This window comes from Zhihengliuella alba, from assembly GCF_039538765.1.
Lineage (GTDB): Bacteria > Actinomycetota > Actinomycetes > Actinomycetales > Micrococcaceae > Zhihengliuella > Zhihengliuella alba.
In genome coordinates this window covers 562,113-583,374 of record NZ_BAABCJ010000002.1, presented here as the reverse complement: position 1 = coordinate 583,374, position 21,262 = coordinate 562,113, and the positions used below count along the sequence as shown (strand labels likewise).

Below are 21,262 nucleotides of genomic sequence, written 5' to 3'. Positions count from 1 at the left end.
CGGGTCAGGAGGCCGGGGGCAGGACCGAGTCGGTGGCCCGGTCGTCCTCGGACGTGAGGGAGAGGAAGCAGGCCACGTCGCGGTCCCCGGCCTCCCAGGAGCCGCTGGACGGCTGGCTGAACTGATAGCTCCACTGATGAGCCATGAGGACGTCGGTCTCCAGCTTGATGGCCTTGCAGGCCTCGGCGGCCCGCTCCGTCGTGCCGGCCTCGCCCGGGTAGGGGACGTCCTCGAGCGTGGCCGTCCCGATGAACTGCGCGTTGTGCGGGGTCTGGCACGTCACGATGGTCGCCTCCTCCAACGGGCTGTCGAAGCCCGTGAGGCAGTCGCCGACCTCGAAGGCCGACGCCGGCGCGTCCGCGGCGATGATCCCGTCGATGCCCGGGTCGTCGTTCCTGACGACCGGGGCCGACGACTCCTCCGGCGCCGTGCCGCCGAGCCGGAAGACCGCGTAGACGACGAGCAGGACCACGGCCAGTGCGCCCACGACCAGCCAGACCCGGGACGGGCGCTTCGTCTCCGTCTCGGCCGGTCTCGGCGGCTGGTAGGGAGACGTCTGAGGGCTCTCCGACGGTTCCAAGGGGCTCCTTCTGGGCGGCGTTCCGGGCGGCGGGGCGCAGGTCGTGGGACGCGCGGTGGCGCATGTCCCACCTTAGCCGCGACGACCGCCGGAATGGCGCAGAGACGGAGCGGTGCGGCGGCCGTGCGGGTGGTGATCAATCCCGCATGGTTTCGGCGTTCTCACGCTGCCGCCGACACCGCGATCGGGGCTGAAACATGTTAACCTTGGAATACGAACGATCCAATCACTTAATCCGGGGCCTCCTCCTTCGTGGAGGACCACCTCCGGATCACTACCGCGAAGGGGGTCACGCCATGGGGCGCGGCCGTCAGAAGGCAAAAGCAACACGGCAGGCACGGGACATCAAGTACTACTCCCCGTCCACTGACTTGTCTGCCCTCGAACGCGAGCTCGGTGCTACCCGCACTGCGGCCACCGCGCACGCCGACGATCCCTTTGAAGCGGATTACGGGGACTACGCGGACAAGTACACCGATGGCGACGACGAGGATGAGCGGCGCTTCGGCTGAGTCAGACCTCGAATCGGGGGCCGGGAGTGGTGAGGCCACGCCCGGCCGCCATCGTTTAAGCCCCTCCGGCGGTGGGCCCGGCGCCCACGCCGTCGACGACGCCGCCGCGAGCGCCGCCCGGAAGCCCGCCCAAGGCAGCGTGGCGATCAACACCGCCCACAAGGCCGCGCTCCGCTCGATCGCCCGGGTCGTCGACGAGACGGCCGAGCCGCAGGACCCCGAGGTCGCGCGGGCCGGGATCGCGGCCATGCTCGCGGCCGGCCGGACCATGGTGCTGACCGGGGCGGGCGTCTCCACCGACTCGGGGATCCCCGACTACCGCGGCCCCAACGGGTCGCTGCGCCGGCACCGGCCCATGACGTACCAGGAGTTCCGGCACGATCCGGCCGCCCGCCACCGCTACTGGGCGCGGAGCTTCGTGGGCTGGCGCCACATGCACCGCGCGGCCCCGAACCGGGCGCACTACCTCCTGGCCGAGTTCGAGGAACGCGGATGGGTCAGCGGGATCGTCACCCAGAACGTCGACGGGCTGCACGCGGCGGCCGGCTCGACCGCGATCCCGCTGCACGGGGACCTGTCGCTGGTGCGCTGCCTGAACTGCGGCTCCGTGGAGGACCGGCGCTCCCTCGACGCGCGCCTGCAGGCGGCCAACCCCGGATACCTGGAGCGGGTGGAGCTCGACCCGGACGCGGTCAACCCGGACGGCGATGTCACCCTCGACCAGCGCTTCGTGGACGATTTCAGGATGGTCGGCTGCCTCGTCTGCGGCAGCGTGGAGCTGAAGCCGGACGTCGTCTACTTCGGCGAGAGCGTGCCCGTCGAGCGGAAGCAGGAGGTCGCCCGACTGCAGGCGGACTCCGACTCCCTGCTCGTCGTCGGCTCGAGCGTCGCGGTTATGAGCGGCTACCGCCTGGTGCTCGACGCCCTCCAGCGCGGCCAGCAGGTCGGGATCGTCAACGGCGGTCCGACCCGCGCCGACGCCCGGGCGCAGTGGCGATGGCGGACCCGTGTGGTGCCCGCGCTGGAGACCCTCGCCGCGCAGGCGTAGCCCGGCCGTCCCCCGGGACGGCGGCGGGCCCTATGGGCGCCGCCGCATCGGTTGTAGGCTGGCCGGCAAGGGGCGCCGGCCGACCGCGGCGGCGCCCGGCAGAAGGAAGGAGAACCAGCTCGTGACTTCTACAGCAAGCGTCCAGATCCGCAGCGGTAGCCCGCGGATCGACCTCGAGTCCACGCCGGACCCGAGCCCCCGGACCGATCCCGCCACGGCCCCCGAACCCGGTCCGGCGCCGGTCCCGGACCCCGGACCCGACCCGCGGCCGGACCCGTTCCCGAGCCCCGACCCGGGCCCGTCGACGTCGCCCGATCCATCCGGTCCGCCCGTGCCGGAGCGCAGCCCGTCGACGACGCCGGCCCCCAGCCCGGACGTCGAGCCCGCGCCGGAGGAGCCGCCCCGGGTGGACCCGACCGAACCGCCCCGGCCCGACCCGACGCGGAACCCGCCGATCGAGCCCGACCCGCTGACGAACCCGGATCCGATCGGCCCGGAGCCGGCCGAACCGCAGTGGGAGCCCCACCCGGGGCCGGTCCACCCCGGCGGCCCCGACCGGGTGGACGGCGCGCGCCGAGCCGCCTAGGCGGGGCGGGCCCGCGACGGCGCCGAAGCGGCCCGAACCAGCGAACGGCGGCCGGCCCCCGTGAAGGGGACCGGCCGCCGTCGTGGTACCGCTGGGGCGATCAGCTCGCGTAGGAGCCCTGCATCAGGACGGCCCCGCCGTCGACGCCCTTGGCGCCCTGGACGAAGTCCGCGCCGGCCGACGGCGCGTCGCCGCTGACCCGGCCCACGGTGCCCATGGCCCAGCTGGCCACGCCGCGATCGGTGAGGCGCGCGATCGCCGCATCGGCGGAGGCCGGATCGACGATGGCGATCATGCCGACGCCGAGGTTCAGCGTGCGCTCCAGGTCGGCCTGCGGGACGCCGCCGAGCTGGCCGATGAGCCGGAAGATCGGAGGCAGCTCCCACGTCCCACGGTCCACCGTGGCCATGACGCCCTGCGGCAGCACGCGGGCCAGGTTCGCCGCGAGGCCCCCACCGGTGACATGGCTGAAGCCGCGCAGCGGCGCCGCGTCCGGCGCGACGTCGGCGTTGAGCGCCCGGACGAGGTCCAGGCAGTCGGCCGCGTACACCTTGGTCGGGACCAGCAGCTCCTCGCCGAGGGTCTTGCCGAGCTCCGAGACCTCGCGGTCCAGCGCCCAGCCGGCGTGGTTGATGACGCGGCGCACCAGCGAGTAGCCATTCGAGTGGATGCCGGAGGAGGCCATCGCGATGACGACGTCGCCCTCCCGGACGCGCTCCGGGCCCAGCAGGCGCTCGGCCTCCACGACGCCGGTGGCGGCGCCGGCGACGTCGTACTCGTGCTCCCCGAGCAGGCCCGGGTGCTCGGCCGTCTCGCCGCCGACGAGGGCGGTCCCGGCCAGCGAGCAGGCCTCGGCGATGCCGCGGACGATGTCCGCGATGCGCTCCGGGACGACCTTCCCGCACGCGATGTAGTCGGTCATGAACAGCGGCTCGGCGCCGACCACCACGATGTCGTCGACCACCATGCCCACCAGGTCGTGCCCGATCGTGTGGTGGAGGTCCATGGCCTGGGCGATGGCGACCTTGGTGCCGACGCCGTCAGTCGAGGTCGCCAGCAGCGGCTTCTTGTAGGCGAGCAGGCGGGACGCGTCGAACAGGCCGGCGAAGCCGCCGACGCCGCCGAGGACGGACGCGCTGTGGGTCGCCTTGACGGCGTCCTTCATGAGTTCGACGGCGCGGTCTCCCGCCTCCACGTCGACACCGGCGGAGGCATACGTGATCGGCTGGTGGTCGGTAGCGCTCATGCGGCTTTCGTTTCCTATCGTCGGATGGGGTGGGGCGATGAGGTTGTCAGGCGTTGGTGGCGCTGCGGTCGGCGTCCGTCAGGGTCGACTCGAACTCCGCGTCCGGTCCCGGGTCGCATCCGCCCTCGGGCTCGGTCGCGGGGTTGCCGTTGCTGCGCTCGAGCAGGTTCTTGCCGAGCCGGTCCGACGTCGGCAGTGGGATCGGGTAGTCCCCGGTGAAGCAGGCGGTGCAGAGGCGCTCGCGGGGCTGCTCGGTGGCGCCGATCATCCCGTCCTCGGAGATGTAGGCCAGCGAGTCGGCTCCGACGGACTGGGTGATCTCCTCGATCGTCGCGCCGTTCGCGATCAGCTCCGCCCGCGAGGCGAAGTCGATGCCGTAGAAGCACGGCCACTTGATGGGCGGGGAGGAGATCTTCACGTGGATCGCGGCCGCGCCGGCCTCGCGGAGCATCCGCACGATCGCGCGCTGGGTGTTGCCGCGGACGATCGAGTCGTCGACGACGATGACGCGCTTGCCCTTGATGATGGGCTCCAGCGCGTTGAGCTTGAGCTTGATGCCGAGCTGCCGCAGCGTCTGCGACGGCTGGATGAACGTCCGCCCCACGTAGGCGTTCTTGACGAAGCCGTGCGCGAAGGGGATCCCGGACTCCTCGGCGTAGCCAATCGCAGCCGGCGTCCCGGACTCCGGGACGGGGATGACGATGTCCGCCTCGGCGTCGTTCTCCCGGGCGAGCTGCCGGCCCATCTCCACGCGGGACTCGTAGACCGAGCGGCCGTTGATCGACGCATCCGGCCGGGCCAGGTACACGTACTCGAAGACGCAGCCGGCCCGCTTGGCCTCGGCGAAGCGCCGGCTGCGCACACCGTTCTCGTCGATCGCGATGAGCTCGCCGGGCTCGATCTCCCGGATGAAGCTCGCGCCGACGGTCGCCAGCGCCGGCTGCTCGGACGCGACCACCCAGCCGCGGTCCAGCCGGCCGAGGACGAGGGGGCGGACGCCCTGCGGGTCGCGTGCCGCGTAGAGGGTGCTCTCGGTCATGAAGACGAAGCTGAAGGCGCCGCGCAGCTTCGGCAGCAGGCCCATCGCGGTGTCCTCGAGGGTCTCGCCCTCGCGGCCGCGCAGCAGCGCCGTCACCAGGGCGGTGTCCGTGGTGTTGCCCTGCGCGATCTCGCCGCGCATCTGGTCGCCCTGCTCGGCCTGGACCATCTCCATGAGCTCGGCCGTGTTGATCAGGTTGCCGTTGTGGGCCAGGGCCACGGTGCCGTCGTGCGTCGCGCCCAGCGTCGGCTGCGCGTTCGCCCAGTGGCTGGCGCCCGTGGTGGAGTACCGGCAGTGACCGAGCGCCAGGTGTCCGGTCAGGGCGTTGAGGGTGTTCTCGTCGAACACCTGGGAGACGAGGCCCATGTCCTTGTAGACGTTGATGCGCTGGCCGTCGCTCGTGGCGATGCCGGCCGACTCCTGTCCGCGGTGCTGGATGGCGTACAGGCCGTAGTACGCCAGTTTGGCGACTTCCTCACCGGGTGCCCACACGCCGAAGACGCCGCATTCGTCCTGCGGCCCCTTCTCGTCGGGCAGCAAGTCATGATTGAGCATTCCGTCACCACGCGCCATGGGTCCCATTCTCTCACGGCCGGAACGGTGCTGGACGATCATGTCGGCGGTCCCTGCGCCGCATCGGTCCGGCCGAGAGGACCGCCGTTCCGGGGCGCATGGACCGTTCCCGGCGGGGGTGCGGAGTACGACGGCGGCTCAGGGACGGCCGTCGCCGGCCCCGGCGTCGTGGTCCTCGACGGGGACGGCGCGCATGCGGCGGACCTTCCGGCGCAGCGAGCGGTCGATCAGCAGGTAGGCGAGGCAGGCCAGGAAGACACCGATGATGCCGAAGATCACAGCCAGGAACGCGGCGACGGAGCCGCGGGTGAACTCCTGGTGCGGCTCGCCGCTGTAGGCGGAGACCAGGGCGACGAGGATGCCGAGCCCCGCCCCGACGGCCATGAACGGCCAGAACCTGGGGGAGCGGCGCACCTCCACGTCGATCGACGAGGGGTCCTGGGCGCGCTGGTCCTGCGGGTCATCGGGGTGCTGATCCATGCGACAAGGGTACCCACTGGCCGTGGGCACCGCGTCTCGCGGCCGTGGACCGTCAGGCCCGGGAGATGCGGGTGAGCCGGGGGAGCGCCTCGGCCAGGTCGGCGCGCACCCCGGACGCGGAGACGCGGCCGGCGGCGACGGCGTCGTCCCAGTCCACGCGGCCGGTCGCGAGCGCGAGCCAGACCCCGGCCCTCATCTCCACCACGTTGGGCGGCGTCCCGCGCGTGTGCCGGGGCCCCGGCACGCACTGCGCCACCCCGAACGGCGGCACGCGCACCTCCACGGAGTTGCCCTCGGCGATCTCGGAGAGCTCCTCGAGGGCGTAGCGGACCGCCCTGGCCAGGACGGGCCGGGCGAGCACGACGGCGTCCGCCGCGTCGAGCACGTCGCCCACCGCCCGCTCGTGCCGGGTCTGGTCTGGGTTGGTCTGGTCCGGGCTGGTCTGCCTCGGGCTGCTCTGGTCTAGGCTGGTCTGCTCCGGGTCGGGCTGCTCAGGCTCCGTGCCGTCGCGCTCGGGCAGGAGCGCCTCGTACTCCCGCAGCCACGCGCGCACGGCCTCGCGGCCGGCGGAGTCGTCGATCCGGCGTCGTACTCCCATGCGTCAGCCCACCGATCCGTTCGTCTGCACGGTTCGCTCAGTCCAGGAGCGCCAGGACCGGCGCGGCCAGGCGGATCCGGCCGACCGGCTCCCCGCCGCCCAGGATGGGGCGGGTGGTCTTCTCCAGCACGGGGCCGAGCTGCTCCGGCTGCACGGCGCCGGCGGCGGCCATCAGCGTCAGGCCCACGAGCGTCGCGGCGCGGCCGTTGCCGTCGAGGATCTTCACCGCGCAGGCCGTCCCGTCGGGGGCGCCGAGCACGAGCACGCCCTCCGCCCCGAGCTTGCAGATGATGCCGAGGTCCTCCATCACCACCGTGTTGTCCTCGCCTTCGCCGTGGACGGCCCACGGGTAGTCGAGCATGGCGGTGGCCACGGTGGCGGCGCGGGCATTGGCGTTCTTGTTCGAGGGAGCCGCCGCCAGCCGGCCCACGGCACGGGCCAGGCCGCGCAGCGAGAAGGCGGGCACCGGGGCGCCGCAGCCGTCCACGGCCAGGTGCGCGATCCGCTCGCCGGCGAACTCCTCGACGACCTCGACCACATGGCGCTGCAGCGGGTGGTCGGCGTCCAGGTACGTCTCCAGGTCCCAGCCGTTCTCCACGCAGGCCCACAGGAATGCGGCGTGCTTGCCCGAGCAGTTGAAGGCGAGCCGTGACTTCTCCGCCGCCAGCGTGCGCCCGCCGATCTCCAGCTCGCCGCGGGTCAGGGCCGTGCGGGCGGGGCCGTCCTGCGGCCACGCGGTGGGGCAGCGGAGGTCGTCCTCGCTCAGGCCGGCCTTGGCGAGCATGGCGGCGGCCAGCTCCATGTGCTCGCGGCTGCCGACGTGGCTGGCGCACGCGAGGGCGACCTGCTCGCCGACCAGCGGCGCGCCGGCCTGCATCGCAGCGATGGCCTGGAACGGCTTGAGCGAGGACCGCGGGAACACCGGGGCCTCGATGTCGCCGACCTGCAGCTCCACCTCGCCGTCCGGGCCGACCACGACGGCCGAGCCGATGTGGCGGGACTCGACGAACCCGTTGCGGTCCACGACGGCGAGCTCGACGGCGTCGTCCACCGTGAAGGTCCCGCCGACCCGCGCGGACGACGGCGCCGGGCCGCCCGTCTCGATTCCGCCTGCCTCGGCGGTGCCCGCGGGGGCGGGAGAGCCGGTAGGGGCGGGGGCGCTGCTGGGGGTGCTCTGCTGTTCGGCCATGCCACTATTGTGGCCGACGGCCGGGGCCGTGCGGGACGCGTCGGTGCGCGCGTCGGTGCGCGCCCGGGTGCTGCCCGCGTCATGCGCCCGTGACCGGCTGCCCCGGGGCTGCCGGCGACCGGTAGGCTTGGCCAGCGTGAAGGTTCTTGTGATTGGCCCCGGCGGCCGCGAGCACGCCATTGTCCGTTCCCTGCAGGCGGATCCGTACGTCACCGAGGTGCACGCAGCCCCCGGGAACGCCGGAATCGCCCAGGACGTCCCCGTCCACGCCGTCGACGCGCAGGACCCCGCCGCCGTCGTCGCGCTGGCCCGGGACCTCGAGGCCGGCCTGGTCGTCGTCGGGCCCGAGGCCCCGCTGGCCGCCGGCGTCTCGGACGCGCTCCGCGAGGCCGGGTTCCCCGTCTTCGGCCCGTCCCGGGCCGCGGCGCAGCTCGAGGCCTCCAAGGCGTTCGCCAAGGAGATCATGGCCGAGGCCGGCGTGCCCACGGCCATGGCCCGCGTGGCCGCGAACGCCGCCGAGGCGGCCGACGCCCTCGACGCGTTCGGCGCCCCCTATGTCGTCAAGGACGACGGGCTCGCGGCCGGCAAGGGCGTCGTCGTCACCGAGGACCGCGCCGAGGCGCTCGCCCACGCCGAGGCCTGCTTCGCGGCCGGGGGCACCGTGGTGGTCGAGGAGTTCCTCGACGGCCCCGAGGTCTCCCTCTTCGTCGTCTCCGACGGCACGCACGCCGTCCCCCTCGCGCCCGCCCAGGACTTCAAGCGCATCTTCGACGGGGACCAGGGCCCCAATACGGGCGGCATGGGCGCGTACACGCCGCTCGAGTGGCTGCCGGAGGGCTTCGTCGACGAGGTGATGGAGCGCGTCGCCCTGCCGACCATCCGGGAGATGGCCAACCGCGGCACGCCGTTCGTGGGCGTCCTGTACTGCGGACTCGCCCTGACCCGCCGCGGCGTCCGCGTCATCGAGTTCAACGCGCGCTTCGGGGACCCGGAGACGCAGCCGGTGCTCGCGCGCCTGAAGACCCCGCTGGGCCGGCTGCTGCTCGCCGCCGCCACGGGCGGACTGGACGACGCCGACCAGCTCGCCTGGCGTCCGGAGACCGCGGTGGGCGTGGTGCTCGCCTCCGCCGGCTACCCGGACTCGCCGCGCAGGGGCGACGCCATCTCCGGGCTGAAGGAGGCCGCCGCGCTCGACGGGGTCTCCGTCCTGCACGCGGGCACGGCCGCCGGTGCGGACGGGCAGATCCTCACGGCGGGAGGCCGCGTGCTCGCCGTCGTCGGTCTCGGCGCGGACCTCCGGGCCGCGCGTGCCACCGCCTACGAGGGCGTGGGCCGGATCTCCTGGGACGGGGCCCAGTACCGGCGGGACATCGCCGAGAGGGCCGCCGAGGGCGGCATCGAGGTGCCGGACCCGGCCCGCGGCCGGCACCCCGCCGACTCCCGCCCCGCGGGTGCGGCGCTCGGCGCGCCCGACGAGAACGAGACGGAGGTCCGCTGATGGCCGGCTTCGCCGCAGACGCCCCGGCCCTGGAGGGCTGGACGCACGTCTACTCGGGAAAGGTGCGGGACCTGTACGTGCCCGCCGACGACGCGGTCACCGACCGGGTCCTGGTGGTCGCGAGCGACCGGATCAGCGCCTACGACTTCGTCCTCGCCTCCGAGATCCCGGACAAGGGCAAGGTCCTGACCCAGTTGAGCCTGTGGTGGTTCGAGCAGCTCGACGTCCCGAACCACGTGGTCTCCACCGACGTGCCGGCCGAGGTCGCGGGGCGGGCCATGGTCTGCCGCAAGCTGGACATGTACCCCATCGAGTGCATCGCCCGGGGCTACCTCACCGGCTCGGGCCTGGCCGAGTACCGGCAGTCCCGCACGGTCTGCTCCCTGCCGCTGCCGGAGGGGCTCGTGGACGGCTCGAAGCTCGAGCCGGCGATCTTCACCCCGAGCGCGAAGGCGGACGTCGGCGAGCACGACGAGAACATCACGTACGAGCAGACGGTCGAGCGCGTCGGCGTGGAGGTGGCCGCCGAGCTGCGGCGCCTGACGCTGGACGTGTACACGACGGCGGAGCGCATCGCCCGGGAACGCGGCATCGTCCTCGCCGACACCAAGGTGGAGTTCGGTCTGGATCCGGTCAGCGGGGCCATCACGCTCGGCGACGAGGTCCTGACGCCTGACTCCTCCCGCTTCTGGGACGCGGAGACCTACGAGCCGGGACGCTCCCAGCCCTCGTTCGACAAGCAGTTCGTGCGCGACTGGCTGACCAGTGCGGAGTCCGGCTGGGACCGCAGCAGCGGCCAGGAGCCGCCGGAGCTTCCGAACGACATCGTCGAGAAGACGCGCGCCCGCTACATCGAGGCGTACGAACGGCTCACCGGCACCGTCTTCTCCGCCTGAGGCGGGCTCAGACCAGGCTGTCCCGCCAGGCCCGGTGCAGGGCCGCGAAGCGTCCGCCGGACTCGATGAGCTCGGCCGGGCTGCCGTCCTCGACGATCCGGCCGTCGTGGACCACCAGCACCCGGTCGGCGATCTCCACGGTGGACAACCGGTGCGCGATGATCAGCGCGGTCCGCTCGCCGAGCAGGCGGTTCAGCGCCTCCTGCACCAGTCGCTCGCTCGGCAGGTCCAGCGAGCTGGTGGCCTCGTCGAGGATCAGCACGCGCGGATCGGCGAGGAAGGCCCGCGCGAAGGAGATCAGCTGGCGCTGGCCGGCGGAGACGCGCCCGCCGCGTTTGTTCACGTCGGTGTCGTAGCCCTCCGGCAGCGACTCGATGAACTCGTGCGCGCCCACCGCCCGAGCCGCGAGGACCACCTCCTCCCGGCTCGCTCCGGGCCGGCCGAGGGCGATGTTGTCCGCCACCGAGCCGGAGAACAGGAACGCCTCCTGCGTCACCATGACGACGGCGCGGCGCAGGTCCTCGCTCGCGAGGTCCTTGATCTCGACGCCGTCGAGCGTGAGGGAGCCGGCGCTGAGGTCGTAGAACCGGGCGATGAGCTTCGCCAGCGTCGACTTGCCGGCCCCCGTCTGTCCCACCACGGCGACGGTCTGCCCCGGTTCGATCGTCAGGTCGAACCGGTCCATCACCACCGGCCCGGCGCCGTAGCCGAAGACCGCGTCGCGGAACTCGATGCGTCCCTCGGCCTGCGGGAGCGGCACGGGGTCGGCCGGCTCGACGACGCTGGGCTCCTCCTCGAGCAGGCCGGAGACCTTCTCGAGCGCGGCCGTGGCCGCCTGCAGGGAGTTGTAGAACATCGCGATCTGCTCCACCGGCTGGAACACGCGCTTGGAGGCGAGCAGCAGCGCGACCAGCGTGCCGACCGCGAGGCCGCCGCCGAGGACCCGGAAGCCGCCGGTCAGCAGGACCGCCGCCACGGTCAGGTTCCCGATCAGCAGGAGCGTCGGCTGCAGGACGCCGAAGAGCGAGATCGTCCGGAGGGTGTTGTCCTTGTACTCGTTCGCGACCGCCGTGTAGGCGGCGTCGCCGGCGGCCTCGCGCCGGAACGCCTTGACGGCCCGGATGCCGGTCATGGTCTCCACGAAAGAGGTGATGACGCGCGCCGAGACCACACGGGACTCGCGGTACACCGTCTCCGAGCGGGTCTGGTACCAGCGGAAGATGATGCCGATCGGCACCGCCGCCCCGAGCACCACCAGACCGGAGCGCCAGTCGAGGATGAAGACGCTGGCAGCCGTGAAGACGATGAACACGGAGCTGGAGACCAGCTGCGAGACGCCCTGGTCCAGCAGCTCGCGCAGCGTCTCGAGGTCGGAGGTCTGCCGGGAGATGACGCGCCCGGAGGTGTACTTCTCGTGGAACTCCAGGCTCAGCCGCTGGGTGTGCCGGAAGACCCGCAGGCGCAGGTCCAGCAGCATCGCCTGGCTGACCTGCGCCGTGCACAGCGTGTACCAGCCCAGGAGCCCGCCGGCCGTGAGCGCGGCCAGGACGTAGAGTCCGCCGGCGACGCCGAGCGCGGACCACTCGCCCTCCCGGACGCGTGGCAGCGCCCAGTCGATCGCCCACGCGATGAGCAGCGGGAACGAGGCCCTCGCCGCGTTGGAGACCAGCACCAGCAGGGCGGTGAGGGCGAGCTTGAGCTTCAGGGGGCCGGCGAGTGATTTCAGGAGGACCCAGGAGCGACGCCTGACGTGGCGCCGGTCCTCGGCGGACAAGCGGATGTGGTCGTCGTGGGCGACGCCGCCGAGCTGGCTCATGCCCGCCCTCCCTTCGTCGTGGACGCCGAGGCGGGGGCATCGTCGTCCGGATCGTGCGACAGGACGTCCTCCACGGTCGGGGGCTCGTCCAGGCTGGTGATGATGTGCCGGTAGTGCTCGCTGCGGGCGAGCAGCTCCGCGTGCGTGCCCACGTCCTCGATGCGCCCGTGGCGCAGCACGGCCACGCGGTCGGCGAGCATCACGGTGGACGGGCGGTGGGCCACGATCAGGGTGCTGGTCCCGTGCAGGACGCGCCGGAGGCGGGCCGTCACAGCCTCCTCCGTGCGGACGTCGAGGGCGGAGAGCGGGTCGTCGAGGACGAGCAGTCTGGGGTTGGCGGCGATGGCCCGCGCCAGCGACAGCCGCTGCCGCTGGCCGCCGGAGAGCGAGAGCCCCTCCTCGCCGATCACGGTCTCGACGCCGTCGGGCAGGTCGTGGACGAACTGTGCCTGCGCCACGTCCAGGGCCTCGGCCAGCAGCTCGTCCCTGCTCTGGCCCGGTCGCGGCCGGGCGCCGAGCAGCACGTTCTCGCGGACGGAGAGCGAGAACAGGATCGTGTCCTCGAACGCGACGGCCACAGCGGTGCGCAGCGCCTCGACGTCGTACCGGCGGACGTCCACACCGTCCAGGACGACGGCGCCCTCCGTCGCCTCGTAGAGCCGTGGCACCAGGGCCAGGAGCGTGGACTTGCCGGACCCGGTGGCGCCCACCAGCGCCATCGTCTCGCCGGGGACGACCTCCAGGTCGACGCCGTCGATCACCGGCCGCGTTCCCGGCGGGGTATCCGGGTAGGAGAATCGGACGCCCCGGAGCTCCAGGTGGCCGCGGGGGTCCGTGGGCTGCTCGGGGTCGGCGGGGGACGCGATGGTGACGGGGGTGTCGATGACCTCGTAGTGACGGTCCAGCGCGGTCTTGGTGGTCAGGGTCATGCCCAGGAGCATGCCGATGCCCTCGACGTGGACGGCGAGCACGGCCGCCGTGGCGAAGAAGGCCACGAGCTCGCCGACGGTGAGGCGGTCCGTGGCCGTGAGCCCCAGACCGACCGTCAGGCCCAGCCCGAGGGTGATCTCGGGAACGGCGACCACGAGCATGAGGAAGCCCGCGAGGGACCTGGCCTTGCTGATCTCCGTCTCGCGGAGCTTCTGCGCCTGCTCGCGGAAGCCGTCCAGGGCCTCCCGGCCGCGGCCGAACGCCTTGATGACGCGGATGCCGTGGATGGACTCCTCGACGGTGGTGGCCAGGTCGCCGGCGCGGTCCTGGCTGAGGCGGCTGGCCGCGTGGAACACGCTGCGGAAGCGGAACGCGTTGATGGTGATGGGGATGGCGCCGGCGAGGTAGATGAGGCCGAGGAGCCAGCTGGAGGCGAACATGAAGACCAGGCCGACCAGCACGGTCACCGAGGACACCACCAGCATGATCGAGCCGAACGCGAGCCAGCGCCGCAGCAGCGAGAGGTCCCCCATGGAGCGCGAGAGCAGCTGGCCGGAGCCCCAGCGGTCGTGGAACGCCACCTGGAGGCTCTGGAGGTGCCGGAAGAGGTTGACGCGCAGACCGGTCTCGATGCCCGCGGTGGGGGAGATGACGAAGATGCGGCGCGCGAGGATCAGGCCGGCCTCGGCCAGGCCCAGGAGGGCGACGACGCCGACGCCCATCCACACGGCGCGCGCGGTCCCCTCGTCCGCCACGATGGTGTTGACCAGGACCCGGAGGACCTGGGGAATGGTCAGCGCGACGATTCCGGCGCCCATGGCTGCGAGCAGGCCGAGGATCAGCCGCGGCAGGATCGGCTTCAGATGCGGGATGAGTCGGCCGTACGTCTGCAGGAGGGTCGGCTGGTGCGCCGAAGTCCCGTGACCGCTCTGCTGGTGCTGCACCACTGGGGGAGGCCTCGATCGGGTCGAAGGGTCGGGAGGGGCCGCCCACGATGGCGCTAGTGGTTGGCAGCCCTCAACTAGTCTGCCACGCCGGGGGCGCTGCGCAACACATGTTTCACGTCGAGAGTGGGGTTCTCCGGGGGAGCAGCACCCTGTGGGCTAGTTCTCGCGGGCCGTCAGGCTCAGGAGCACGGCCTCCGGGCGGCAGGCGATGCGGAAGGGCGCGAAGCGGGAGGTGCCGATTCCGGCGGAGACCTCGAGGGGCACCTCTCGTCCGTTGTGCTCCCACATCGTGAGCCCGCTGGCCCGCCACGTCGGCAGATCGCAGTTGCTCACCAGGGCACCGTAGCCGGGGACGCAGACCTGCCCGCCGTGCGTGTGCCCGGCGAAGATGATGTCCGCGCCCGCGTCCGTGAACTGGTCCAGGACCCGTTGGTAGGGGGCGTGCGCGAGGGCGATGCGCACGTGGGGAGCGGCCCCTCCGCTGGCCGAGCCGTTGGGCCATCCGGCGAAGGAGTCGTACTCCAGATGCGGATCGTCGACGCCGGTGAAGTCGAGGCGCAGCCGCCCCATCGGCAGAGACTGGTGCCGGTTGGAGAGGTTGATCCAGCCGGCGGCGCCGAATCCGGCGTGCATGCGCCGCCAGTCCAGCTCCTTGGTCGCGGGCTTGCGGCCGCCGGTGGGGCTCGGACTCGCCGCGGCCGTGAGGTAGCCGAGCGGGTTCTTCATCTTCGGCGCGAAGTAGCAGTTGGAGCCGGGGACGTAGACGCCGGGGAATTCCATCAGTGGCCCGAGGGCGTGCAGGAGCGGGTCCACGGCGTCCCGGTGGCCCAGATTGTCGCCGGTGTTGACCACCAGGTGCGGCTCCCAGCGGGCCAGGGAGCGCAGCCAGTCCTGCTTGCGCCGCTGCCCGGGCAGCATATGGATGTCCGAGAGGTGAAGGATCTTCACCGGGGACGAGCCGGGCGGCAGAACCGGGACGGACTCGTGCCGGACCGTGAACTGCTGGCGCTCCCACAGGCCGTAGGCCAGCGCTGCGCCGCCGGCAGCCGCGGCAGCGCCGACGGTCAGTGCGGTCCGCCGCAGCGGCTGCGCGAGCGCCTCATGCATGCCTAGCCGTTCCCTCCGTTGCCGTTGCCATTGCCGTTCCCGCGGCCGTTCCCGTTGCCGCGGGCCGACCCGCTCTCCTCCGAATCGCCGGAGTCGCCGGAATCGCCGGAGTCGTCGTTGGAGTCGCCGGAGTCCTCGTTCGAGTCGCCGGACTCATTGGACTCCTGCGAGGACTGCTCGGAGTCGTCCCCGGAGTCATCCCTCGAGTTGCTGCTCGAGTCGCTGTCGGAGTCGTCGTCCTTGGATGACGGCTTCGACTCCGGCCGTCCGAACGATTCCGCGGGGAACTGATCGGCGATCTTCTCCATGTAGTCCACCCACAGCGGGCCGGCGAACTGAGCCGAGTCGAAGTAGTCGTAGTACTTGCCGTTGATGGTCGCGGGGTAGGCGAAGTCGGAGCGCTTCTTCTCGCTGCCCACCCAGGTGGCCGTGGAGATGCCGGTCGAGTAGCCGACGAACCACGTCGAGGAGGACTCGTTGTTCGTACCGGTCTTGCCGGCGATGGGAACGTCGATGCTGCTGTTCTTGGCGACGCGATCCTGGGCGATCTTGGTCAGCGTGCCGTTGAGGTTGCGCACCACCTTGGCGTCGAGCGCCTTCTCGCACTCCACGGGCTGGACCGGGTAGGAGTTCCCCGACGAGTCGGTGATGGACTCGAAGGCGCGGGGGCGGCAGAACTGGCCATCGTTGGCGAACGTCGCGAAGCCGGCCGCCTGCGCCAGCGGCGTGACGTTTGCGGTGCCGAGCACCATGGACGGGTTGGAGGGATCGATGGGCTGCGGCATGCCCGTCTCGGGATGACGGTTGGCGTAGTCGAGGATGCCGACCTTCGAGGCCGCTTCGGAGATCTTGCAGAGGTCCAGCTTGGCCGCCTCCGCCACGGTGGCCGTGTTCACGGACCACTTCAGGCCGTAGTCGACCGTCATCGTCTTCTTGAAGCCCTGGCTGGCGTTGCCGAAATCCCAGCCGCCGGTCGCAACGGCGTACCCCTTGGGCTGGCAGGAGGCCTTCCACTTGTAACTCTGCGGATAGCTGTCCCGGCGGGCATCGATCTTGTCCCACATGTTGCGGCCCGACTCCAGCCAGGCGATGGCGGTGAACGGCTTCATCGAGGAGCCGCCCTGGAAGCCGTTGGCCCCGCCGTGCTCGCCGCCGACGTTGTAGTTGATCACGGTGTACGCCGGATCCTCGTCGTTGGGCGCGTACTTCTTGTTCTGGGCCATGGCCAGGATGTTGCCGGTCCCTGGCTCCACGGACACCACGGAGGCGCCGAGCTGGGACTCGTCGTCCGCGGGGATGATCTTCTGCGCGGACTCGGCGGCCGCCTTCTGCGCCTTGAGGTCCAGGGTGGTCTTGATCTCCAGCCCGCCGCGGTACAGCAGGCGTTCCCGGTCCTCGCCCGTCTCGCCGAAGGCGGGGTCGCCCATGATCAGGTGCGTGACGAAGTCGCAGAAGTAGGGCGCGGACTCCGAGGCGATGCAGCCCGAGCTGGTCGTCTGCGGATTCAGGGTCTCGGTCAGCGGCGTGGCGACGGCCTCGTCGTATTGCTCCTGGGAGATCTTCCCGGTGCGCAGCATGGCACCGAGCACCGTGTTGCGGCGCTTCTCGGTGAGCTCGGGGTTCTCGACCGGGTTGTAGACGTTGGGGATCTGCACCATGCCGGCCAGCGTCGCGGCCTGCGGGATGGACAGATCGGCGGCGGAGACGGAGAAGAACCGCTGGGCGGCGGCCTCGACGCCGTACGTCCGGCCGGAGAAGAGGACGAGGTTGAGGTAGCCCTCGAGGATCTCCTCCTTGCTCATCTCCTTCTCGACTGCGATGGCGAGTTTGGCCTCGCGGAGCTTGTCGCCGTAGGTCTTGGTGCCGGAGATCGTCAGCTCGTCCCGGTCCACCCCGTTCTGCACGCCCGCGTTGATCAGCACGTTGTTGACGTACTGCATGGTCAGCGTGGAGGCGCCCTGCTGGCTGGAGGACGTCAGGTTGGACACGACGGCGCGGGCCATGCCGCGCAGGTCGACACCGCCGTGCTCGTAGAACCGGTAGTCCTCGATCGCGACGATCGCATCCTTCATGGACTGCGAGATCTGGTCGGCCGAGACCGGCTTGCGGTTCTCCGCGTAGAACGAGGCGATCTCGGTGCCGTCCTTGGCGAGGACCCGCGACGGGACCGAGAGCGGCTCCTTCTTCAGCTCCGCCGGGAGTTCCTCGAAGAACTCGATGCTGGCGTTGGCACTGGAGCCGGCGAGCGACGCGATGGGAACCAGGAGTCCCGCCGCGAGCACGCCGCAGATCGCGCTCACACCGAAGAAGGCGATGACTTTGCCCAGGGTGGTAGCGGTATCGAATACGGGAGATTTGCGACCGGCCATGCCTTCCAGTCTAACCGGGAGCGGCTACGCTTTTCCCTATGACCACTTGGGAATACACCATCACCCCTCTGCCCCTGCACACGCCGAAGGACGTCCTGGACACCTGGGGCTCGGAGGGCTGGGAGCTCGTGACCGTGACCCCGGCGCCGAACGGCTCCGGGCATGTCGCCTACCTCAAGCGTCCGAAGTCCTAAGCGTCTGAGCTGGGAAGACAAGGAGATACCGTGACTGAAACCACTGCGTCCGCCGTCGAGGCGAAGCTCGCCGACCTGGGCCTGACGCTCCCGGAGGTCGCCGCCCCGGTGGCCGCGTATGTGCCCGCCGTCACCAGCGGCCAGTACGTCTACACGTCCGGTCAGCTGCCCTTCATTAAGGGTGAACTCCCAGCCGCCGGAAAGGTCGGGGCGGATGTCACCCCCGAGCAGGCCAAGGAGCTCGCCGGCACCTGCGTCCTGAACGCCCTCGCCGCCGTGAAGTCCGTCATCGGCGACCTGGATCGGATCACCCGCGTGGTGAAGGTCGTCGGGTTCGTCGCCTCGGACCCGGCCTTCACGGGCCAGCCCGGCGTGGTCAACGGCGCCTCCGAGCTGCTCGGCGAGGTCCTCGGCGAGGCCGGCGTCCACGCGCGGTCCGCCGTCGGCGTCGCCGTGCTCCCCCTGGACTCCCCGGTTGAAGTTGAACTCGTCGTCGAATACGCCTAGCTGCTTCCGCCCGGTCCCGGGCGGCCCGGCGGGGCTGCCCAGCCGGCGCTTCGCGCTGCCGCCGGAGCAGGTGCCGGCGGCCGAGAACTGGGTCGCGCACGGCGAGCGGGCACCCCGTGCCGTGCGCTTCGCGTCCTCGGTGGCGTTGATCCGGGACGGGAACCGCGGCGTGGAGACCTACCTGGGCTACCGTCGGGGCACCTCGCCGCTCGGCGTCGTGGCGTTCCCGGGCGGCAGCGAGGAGGGGAACGACGGCGACGGGGACGTCCCGTGGTTCGGTCCCTCCGTCGGCGACTGGGCCAAGCGGCTGGGCGTGCTGGACCATGTGGCCGCCCGGCGTCGCGTCGTCTGTGCCGCGCGGGAGCTCTTCGAGGAGAGCGGCGTCCTCCTGGCGGGCGCCGATCCGCTGTCGATCGTGGAGGACTGCTCCACGGGCGAGTGGATGGAGCAGCGACGCGCCGTGGCGGAGCAGGACCTCTCCTTCACGGAGATGCTCGCGAGCCGCGGGCTCGGGCTGCGCACCGATCTGCTGCGGCCCCTGGCGCGCTGGATCAGCCCGGACTTCGCCCTGCGCCGGTTCGACACCTGGTACTTCGCCGCGGCCATGCCGGTCCGGCAGCAGGCGGTCCTGCTCGACGGCAAGGGCACCTGGGCGCAGTGGATGCCGGCCCGCCAGGTCCTCGACGAGCGGGCCACCACGGCCCTCGGGGACCGGATCGGCCACCCGGACACGGTGGGCCGGACCTTCAGCGAGCTGACCGTCCCCGCAGTGGAGGCGATCCTCGAGAAGATGGCGACCACGCGCGGCACGGTGGCCTATCTGGCGCACCCGCGCGAGGCCAAGACCTACCACCCGCAGCTGCGCGAGGCCGACGGCGGCTTCTCGCTCGAGGTGCACGTCTCGGAGGCCAGCGAGGGCGGCACCTGCTTCCGCGCCCGCTGAGGCCAGGCCCAGGGCCGCCGGTCGTGACCCGCCTCGGGCCCGGACCGGGGATCCCGCCGGGCGCGGCCGGAACACAGGCTGGAACTCAGGCTGGAACGACGTCGGCCGCCCCACCAGGTGGGGCGGCCGACGTCGTCTCCGGACCCGTCCGCCGAGGCCGGCGGGTACGGGTGCCGGTTCCTAGCGCGAGCGCTGGCGCAGACGCTGGATGTCCAGGATCACGACGGCGCGCGCCTCGAGGCGCAGCCAGCCGCGCTGGACGAACTCGGCCAGCGCCTTGTTGACGGTCTCGCGGGAAGCGCCGACCAGCTGGGCCAGCTCCTCCTGGGTGAGCTCGTGGGCCACCAGGATGCCGTCCGTCGCCGGGCGGCCGAAGCGGTCCGCCAGGTCCAGGAGGGCCTTGGCGACGCGTCCCGGGACGTCCGAGAAGACCAGATCCGCCAGCGACTCGTTGGTGCGGCGCAGGCGGCGGGCCAGGGCCTGGAGCAGCTGCACGGAGACCTCGGGCGAGGTCTCGATGACCTTGCGCAGGTTCTCGTGCCGCAGGCCGGCCAGGCGCGTCTCCGACACGGCGGTGGCGGTGGCGTTGCGCGGGCTCGGGTCGAAGAGCGCCATCTCGCCGAACAGCTCGCCCGGGCCCAGGACGGCGAGCAGGTTCTCGCGACCGTCCGGAGCCGTCCGGCCGAGCTTGATCTTGCCGGAGACGATGAAGTAGAGCTGATCGCCCTGATCGCCCTCACGGAAGACAGAGGCGCCGCGCGAGAGGTCGACCTCGGTCAGCTCCTCCGTCAGTGCGGCGAAGACGTCATCCCCCAGCGTCTGGAAGAGCGGTGCGCGTCGAAGTACCTCGATGTCCATGAATTCTCCTGTCCAAGATTTGAAAGCGCTCTGCTTCATTCTGCCGTACCGGTCGCCCCTGTGACACCTTCCACAGGGATGACTTTGGTTTCCGCCGTCGGGTGCGCGCCGCACGGGCACAGCCTGCCGACGTAGAATCACTGGCAATGCTATTTGGATTCAGCTGGCTCGACGCCATCCTTGCGATCATCCTGATCGGCTTCCTCGTGTCCGGGTGGCGCCAGGGCTTCTTCGTGACCCTGGGCCGCATCGTCGGGCTGATCGCTGGTGCCGTCGCCGCGTTCTACGCCGTGCCGATCGTCTCCGACTGGGTCCCGGCCGCCGGGTGGCGCCTGTTCTGGATGGTCGCGGTCGTCGTTGTGCTGATCATCATCGGCCAAGCTATCGGTACGGCGATCGGCGCGCGAATCCGCCTCTGGCTGAACCTGCCCGCGCTGAAGTCCTTCGACCGGCTGATCGGCGCCGCGGCCAACACGCTGGTGGCCGCGCTGGTGATCTACGCGCTGTCCTTCTCCGCCGCCGCCATGGGCATCCCGACGGTCTCCAAGGTCCTCTCCGACTCCAAGGTCATCGGTGCCATCCGGCAGTACACCCCCGAGCCCGTCGAGCAGGCGCTGGCCAATGCCAGGTCGATCGTCATGGACGAGACGCTCCCGGAGCTGATCGAGCCGTTCGCGCCGACCGACGTGGCGCCCGCCCCGGACACGGAGGAGCCGCCCGCCGGGCCGGGCATCGAGGCGGCGGCGGACGCCGTCGTCCGCGTCTCCGGCACCGCCTTCCAGTGCGGCGTGAACCAGACGGGCAGCGGCTTCGCGATCGACGAGGACCGCATCCTCACCAACGCCCACGTGGTCGCCGGCGTGACCGAGCCCGTGGTCACCACCCGCGACGGGCTCGCGCTGCCCGCGACGGTGACGCACTTCGATCCGGATCGGGACCTGGCGGTCCTCGACGTCGACGGGCTGGGGCTCGACCCCATCCCGGTCGGCGGGGACCTGGACACGGGCGATCCGGCGGTCTTCATGGGCCACCCCGCCGGCGGGCCGTTCCGGGCGCTGAGCGCGACCGTCCAGTCGCTGCGCTCCGTGGCGGTCCAGGACATCTACGGGGGAGACCCCGCCCCACTGAGCATCTACCAGCTCGGCGCGGCGATCGAGCAGGGCAACTCCGGCGGCCCGCTCGTGGACCAGGAGGGCCGCCTGGTCGGCGTCGTGTTCGCCAAGGCCGTCGGCGCCGACGACGTCGGCTACGCGCTCGCGCTCGAGGAGGTCGCCCCCGTGGTCGCGGCCGCGGACGAGTACGACGACCGCGTGTCCAGCGGAGCCTGCAAGGCCGCCTGAGTCCTC

General features: G+C 71.7%; 20 protein-coding genes. 9 read left to right on the top strand and 11 right to left on the bottom strand.

What is annotated here, in order from left to right; genetic code table 11:
- Positions 1 to 4: 4 nt before the first annotated feature.
- Positions 5 to 580 (bottom strand): septum formation family protein, encoded by a 576-nt coding sequence (locus tag ABD784_RS08385; protein ID WP_344882778.1) that lies wholly within the window; start codon positions 578 to 580, stop codon positions 5 to 7.
- Positions 581 to 876: 296 nt separating this feature from the next.
- Between ABD784_RS08385 and ABD784_RS08380 the strand changes: the two genes are divergently transcribed.
- The 3 genes from ABD784_RS08380 to ABD784_RS08370 all read left to right on the top strand — a co-directional run bounded on the left by ABD784_RS08380 (position 877) and on the right by ABD784_RS08370 (position 2,726).
- Positions 877 to 1,092 (top strand): DUF3073 domain-containing protein, encoded by a 216-nt coding sequence (locus ABD784_RS08380; protein ID WP_344882776.1) that lies wholly within the window; start codon positions 877 to 879, stop codon positions 1,090 to 1,092.
- A gap of 139 nt (positions 1,093 to 1,231) precedes the next feature.
- Positions 1,232 to 2,140 carry a Sir2 family NAD-dependent protein deacetylase gene (locus ABD784_RS08375; RefSeq protein WP_344882773.1) on the top strand — a complete coding sequence of 303 codons (909 nt, stop codon included), beginning with the start codon at positions 1,232 to 1,234 and terminating at the stop codon, positions 2,138 to 2,140.
- Between the two features lie 121 nt (positions 2,141 to 2,261).
- Entirely contained in the window at positions 2,262 to 2,726 is a 465-nt protein-coding gene (locus ABD784_RS08370; protein WP_344882770.1) for a hypothetical protein, read from the top strand.
- 100 nt (positions 2,727 to 2,826) lie between these two features.
- Here the strand turns inward: ABD784_RS08370 and purM are convergent, their stop codons facing one another.
- From purM to ABD784_RS08345, 5 genes are all read right to left on the bottom strand, one after another.
- Positions 2,827 to 3,972 carry a phosphoribosylformylglycinamidine cyclo-ligase gene (purM, locus tag ABD784_RS08365; RefSeq protein ID WP_344882767.1) on the bottom strand — a complete coding sequence of 382 codons (1,146 nt, stop codon included), beginning with the start codon at positions 3,970 to 3,972 and terminating at the stop codon, positions 2,827 to 2,829.
- 46 nt (positions 3,973 to 4,018) lie between these two features.
- Positions 4,019 to 5,584 carry an amidophosphoribosyltransferase gene (gene purF, locus ABD784_RS08360; protein WP_344882764.1) on the bottom strand — a complete coding sequence of 522 codons (1,566 nt, stop codon included), beginning with the start codon at positions 5,582 to 5,584 and terminating at the stop codon, positions 4,019 to 4,021.
- Between the two features lie 138 nt (positions 5,585 to 5,722).
- Complete coding sequence (locus ABD784_RS08355; RefSeq protein WP_344882761.1) at positions 5,723 to 6,064, bottom strand: hypothetical protein; 342 nt, start codon at positions 6,062 to 6,064, stop codon at positions 5,723 to 5,725.
- Positions 6,065 to 6,116: 52 nt separating this feature from the next.
- A complete protein-coding gene (locus ABD784_RS08350; protein WP_344883490.1) occupies positions 6,117 to 6,458 on the bottom strand; it encodes a sterol carrier family protein in 342 nt (113 codons plus the stop codon).
- A gap of 241 nt (positions 6,459 to 6,699) precedes the next feature.
- Positions 6,700 to 7,851 carry an asparaginase gene (locus tag ABD784_RS08345; RefSeq protein WP_344882758.1) on the bottom strand — a complete coding sequence of 384 codons (1,152 nt, stop codon included), beginning with the start codon at positions 7,849 to 7,851 and terminating at the stop codon, positions 6,700 to 6,702.
- A gap of 136 nt (positions 7,852 to 7,987) precedes the next feature.
- On the opposite strand from ABD784_RS08345, the gene purD reads away from it, so the two are divergent.
- Positions 7,988 to 9,349, top strand: coding sequence for a phosphoribosylamine--glycine ligase (purD, locus tag ABD784_RS08340; RefSeq protein WP_344882755.1), 1,362 nt, complete (start codon positions 7,988 to 7,990; stop codon positions 9,347 to 9,349).
- A complete protein-coding gene (locus tag ABD784_RS08335; protein WP_344882752.1) occupies positions 9,349 to 10,245 on the top strand; it encodes a phosphoribosylaminoimidazolesuccinocarboxamide synthase in 897 nt (298 codons plus the stop codon). The genes purD and ABD784_RS08335 overlap by 1 nt, the downstream gene beginning before the upstream one ends.
- Positions 10,246 to 10,252: 7 nt before the next feature.
- Here ABD784_RS08335 and ABD784_RS08330 read toward each other — a convergent pair whose 3' ends face one another.
- The 4 genes from ABD784_RS08330 to ABD784_RS08315 form a co-directional block, all read right to left on the bottom strand.
- A complete protein-coding gene (locus tag ABD784_RS08330) occupies positions 10,253 to 12,061 on the bottom strand; it encodes an ABC transporter ATP-binding protein (protein ID WP_344882749.1) in 1,809 nt (602 codons plus the stop codon).
- Positions 12,058 to 13,938, bottom strand: coding sequence for an ABC transporter ATP-binding protein (locus ABD784_RS08325; RefSeq protein ID WP_344882746.1), 1,881 nt, complete (start codon positions 13,936 to 13,938; stop codon positions 12,058 to 12,060). Before ABD784_RS08325 ends, ABD784_RS08330 begins: the two co-directional genes overlap by 4 nt.
- Positions 13,939 to 14,094: 156 nt before the next feature.
- Positions 14,095 to 15,045: a metallophosphoesterase gene (locus ABD784_RS08320; RefSeq protein WP_344882743.1), complete on the bottom strand. Its 951-nt coding sequence runs from the start codon at positions 15,043 to 15,045 to the stop codon at positions 14,095 to 14,097.
- A gap of 2 nt (positions 15,046 to 15,047) precedes the next feature.
- A complete protein-coding gene (locus tag ABD784_RS08315) occupies positions 15,048 to 17,414 on the bottom strand; it encodes a transglycosylase domain-containing protein (protein ID WP_344882740.1) in 2,367 nt (788 codons plus the stop codon).
- Between the two features lie 38 nt (positions 17,415 to 17,452).
- On the opposite strand from ABD784_RS08315, the gene ABD784_RS08310 reads away from it, so the two are divergent.
- The 3 genes from ABD784_RS08310 to ABD784_RS08300 are packed head-to-tail and all read left to right on the top strand — an operon-like array spanning position 17,453 to position 19,058.
- On the top strand, positions 17,453 to 17,608 hold the full coding sequence (locus ABD784_RS08310) for a DUF4177 domain-containing protein (protein ID WP_309080978.1): 156 nt from the start codon (positions 17,453 to 17,455) through the stop codon (positions 17,606 to 17,608).
- Between the two features lie 30 nt (positions 17,609 to 17,638).
- On the top strand, positions 17,639 to 18,115 hold the full coding sequence (locus ABD784_RS08305; protein WP_344882737.1) for a RidA family protein: 477 nt from the start codon (positions 17,639 to 17,641) through the stop codon (positions 18,113 to 18,115).
- Positions 18,090 to 19,058, top strand: a complete 969-nt coding sequence (locus ABD784_RS08300; protein ID WP_425582954.1) for an NUDIX hydrolase — start codon at positions 18,090 to 18,092, stop codon at positions 19,056 to 19,058. Before ABD784_RS08305 ends, ABD784_RS08300 begins: the two co-directional genes overlap by 26 nt.
- A 180-nt stretch (positions 19,059 to 19,238) precedes the next feature.
- Here the strand turns inward: ABD784_RS08300 and ABD784_RS08295 are convergent, their stop codons facing one another.
- Entirely contained in the window at positions 19,239 to 19,916 is a 678-nt protein-coding gene (locus ABD784_RS08295) for a Crp/Fnr family transcriptional regulator (RefSeq protein ID WP_309080981.1), read from the bottom strand.
- 146 nt (positions 19,917 to 20,062) lie between these two features.
- Here ABD784_RS08295 and ABD784_RS08290 point away from each other — a divergent pair, with 146 nt between their 5' ends.
- Complete coding sequence (locus ABD784_RS08290) at positions 20,063 to 21,256, top strand: MarP family serine protease (protein ID WP_344882731.1); 1,194 nt, start codon at positions 20,063 to 20,065, stop codon at positions 21,254 to 21,256.
- The last annotated feature ends 6 nt before the right edge of the window (positions 21,257 to 21,262 follow it).

What these genes read in the sequence shown, in the direction of transcription:
- purF (WP_344882764.1), bottom strand. Translation starts at nt 5,584, where the DNA reads ATGGCGCGTGGTGACGGAATGCTCAATCATGACTTGCTGCCCGACGAG.
- ABD784_RS08315 (WP_344882740.1), bottom strand. Translation starts at nt 17,414, where the DNA reads ATGGCCGGTCGCAAATCTCCCGTATTCGATACCGCTACCACCCTGGGC.
- ABD784_RS08290 (WP_344882731.1), top strand. Translation starts at nt 20,063, where the DNA reads ATGCTATTTGGATTCAGCTGGCTCGACGCCATCCTTGCGATCATCCTG.
- ABD784_RS08355 (WP_344882761.1), bottom strand. Translation starts at nt 6,064, where the DNA reads ATGGATCAGCACCCCGATGACCCGCAGGACCAGCGCGCCCAGGACCCC.
- purM (WP_344882767.1), bottom strand. Translation starts at nt 3,972, where the DNA reads ATGAGCGCTACCGACCACCAGCCGATCACGTATGCCTCCGCCGGTGTC.
- ABD784_RS08335 (WP_344882752.1), top strand. Translation starts at nt 9,349, where the DNA reads ATGGCCGGCTTCGCCGCAGACGCCCCGGCCCTGGAGGGCTGGACGCAC.
- ABD784_RS08310 (WP_309080978.1), top strand. Translation starts at nt 17,453, where the DNA reads ATGACCACTTGGGAATACACCATCACCCCTCTGCCCCTGCACACGCCG.
- ABD784_RS08380 (WP_344882776.1), top strand. Translation starts at nt 877, where the DNA reads ATGGGGCGCGGCCGTCAGAAGGCAAAAGCAACACGGCAGGCACGGGAC.
- ABD784_RS08295 (WP_309080981.1), bottom strand. Translation starts at nt 19,916, where the DNA reads ATGGACATCGAGGTACTTCGACGCGCACCGCTCTTCCAGACGCTGGGG.
- ABD784_RS08320 (WP_344882743.1), bottom strand. Translation starts at nt 15,045, where the DNA reads ATGCATGAGGCGCTCGCGCAGCCGCTGCGGCGGACCGCACTGACCGTC.
- ABD784_RS08330 (WP_344882749.1), bottom strand. Translation starts at nt 12,061, where the DNA reads ATGAGCCAGCTCGGCGGCGTCGCCCACGACGACCACATCCGCTTGTCC.
- ABD784_RS08345 (WP_344882758.1), bottom strand. Translation starts at nt 7,851, where the DNA reads ATGGCCGAACAGCAGAGCACCCCCAGCAGCGCCCCCGCCCCTACCGGC.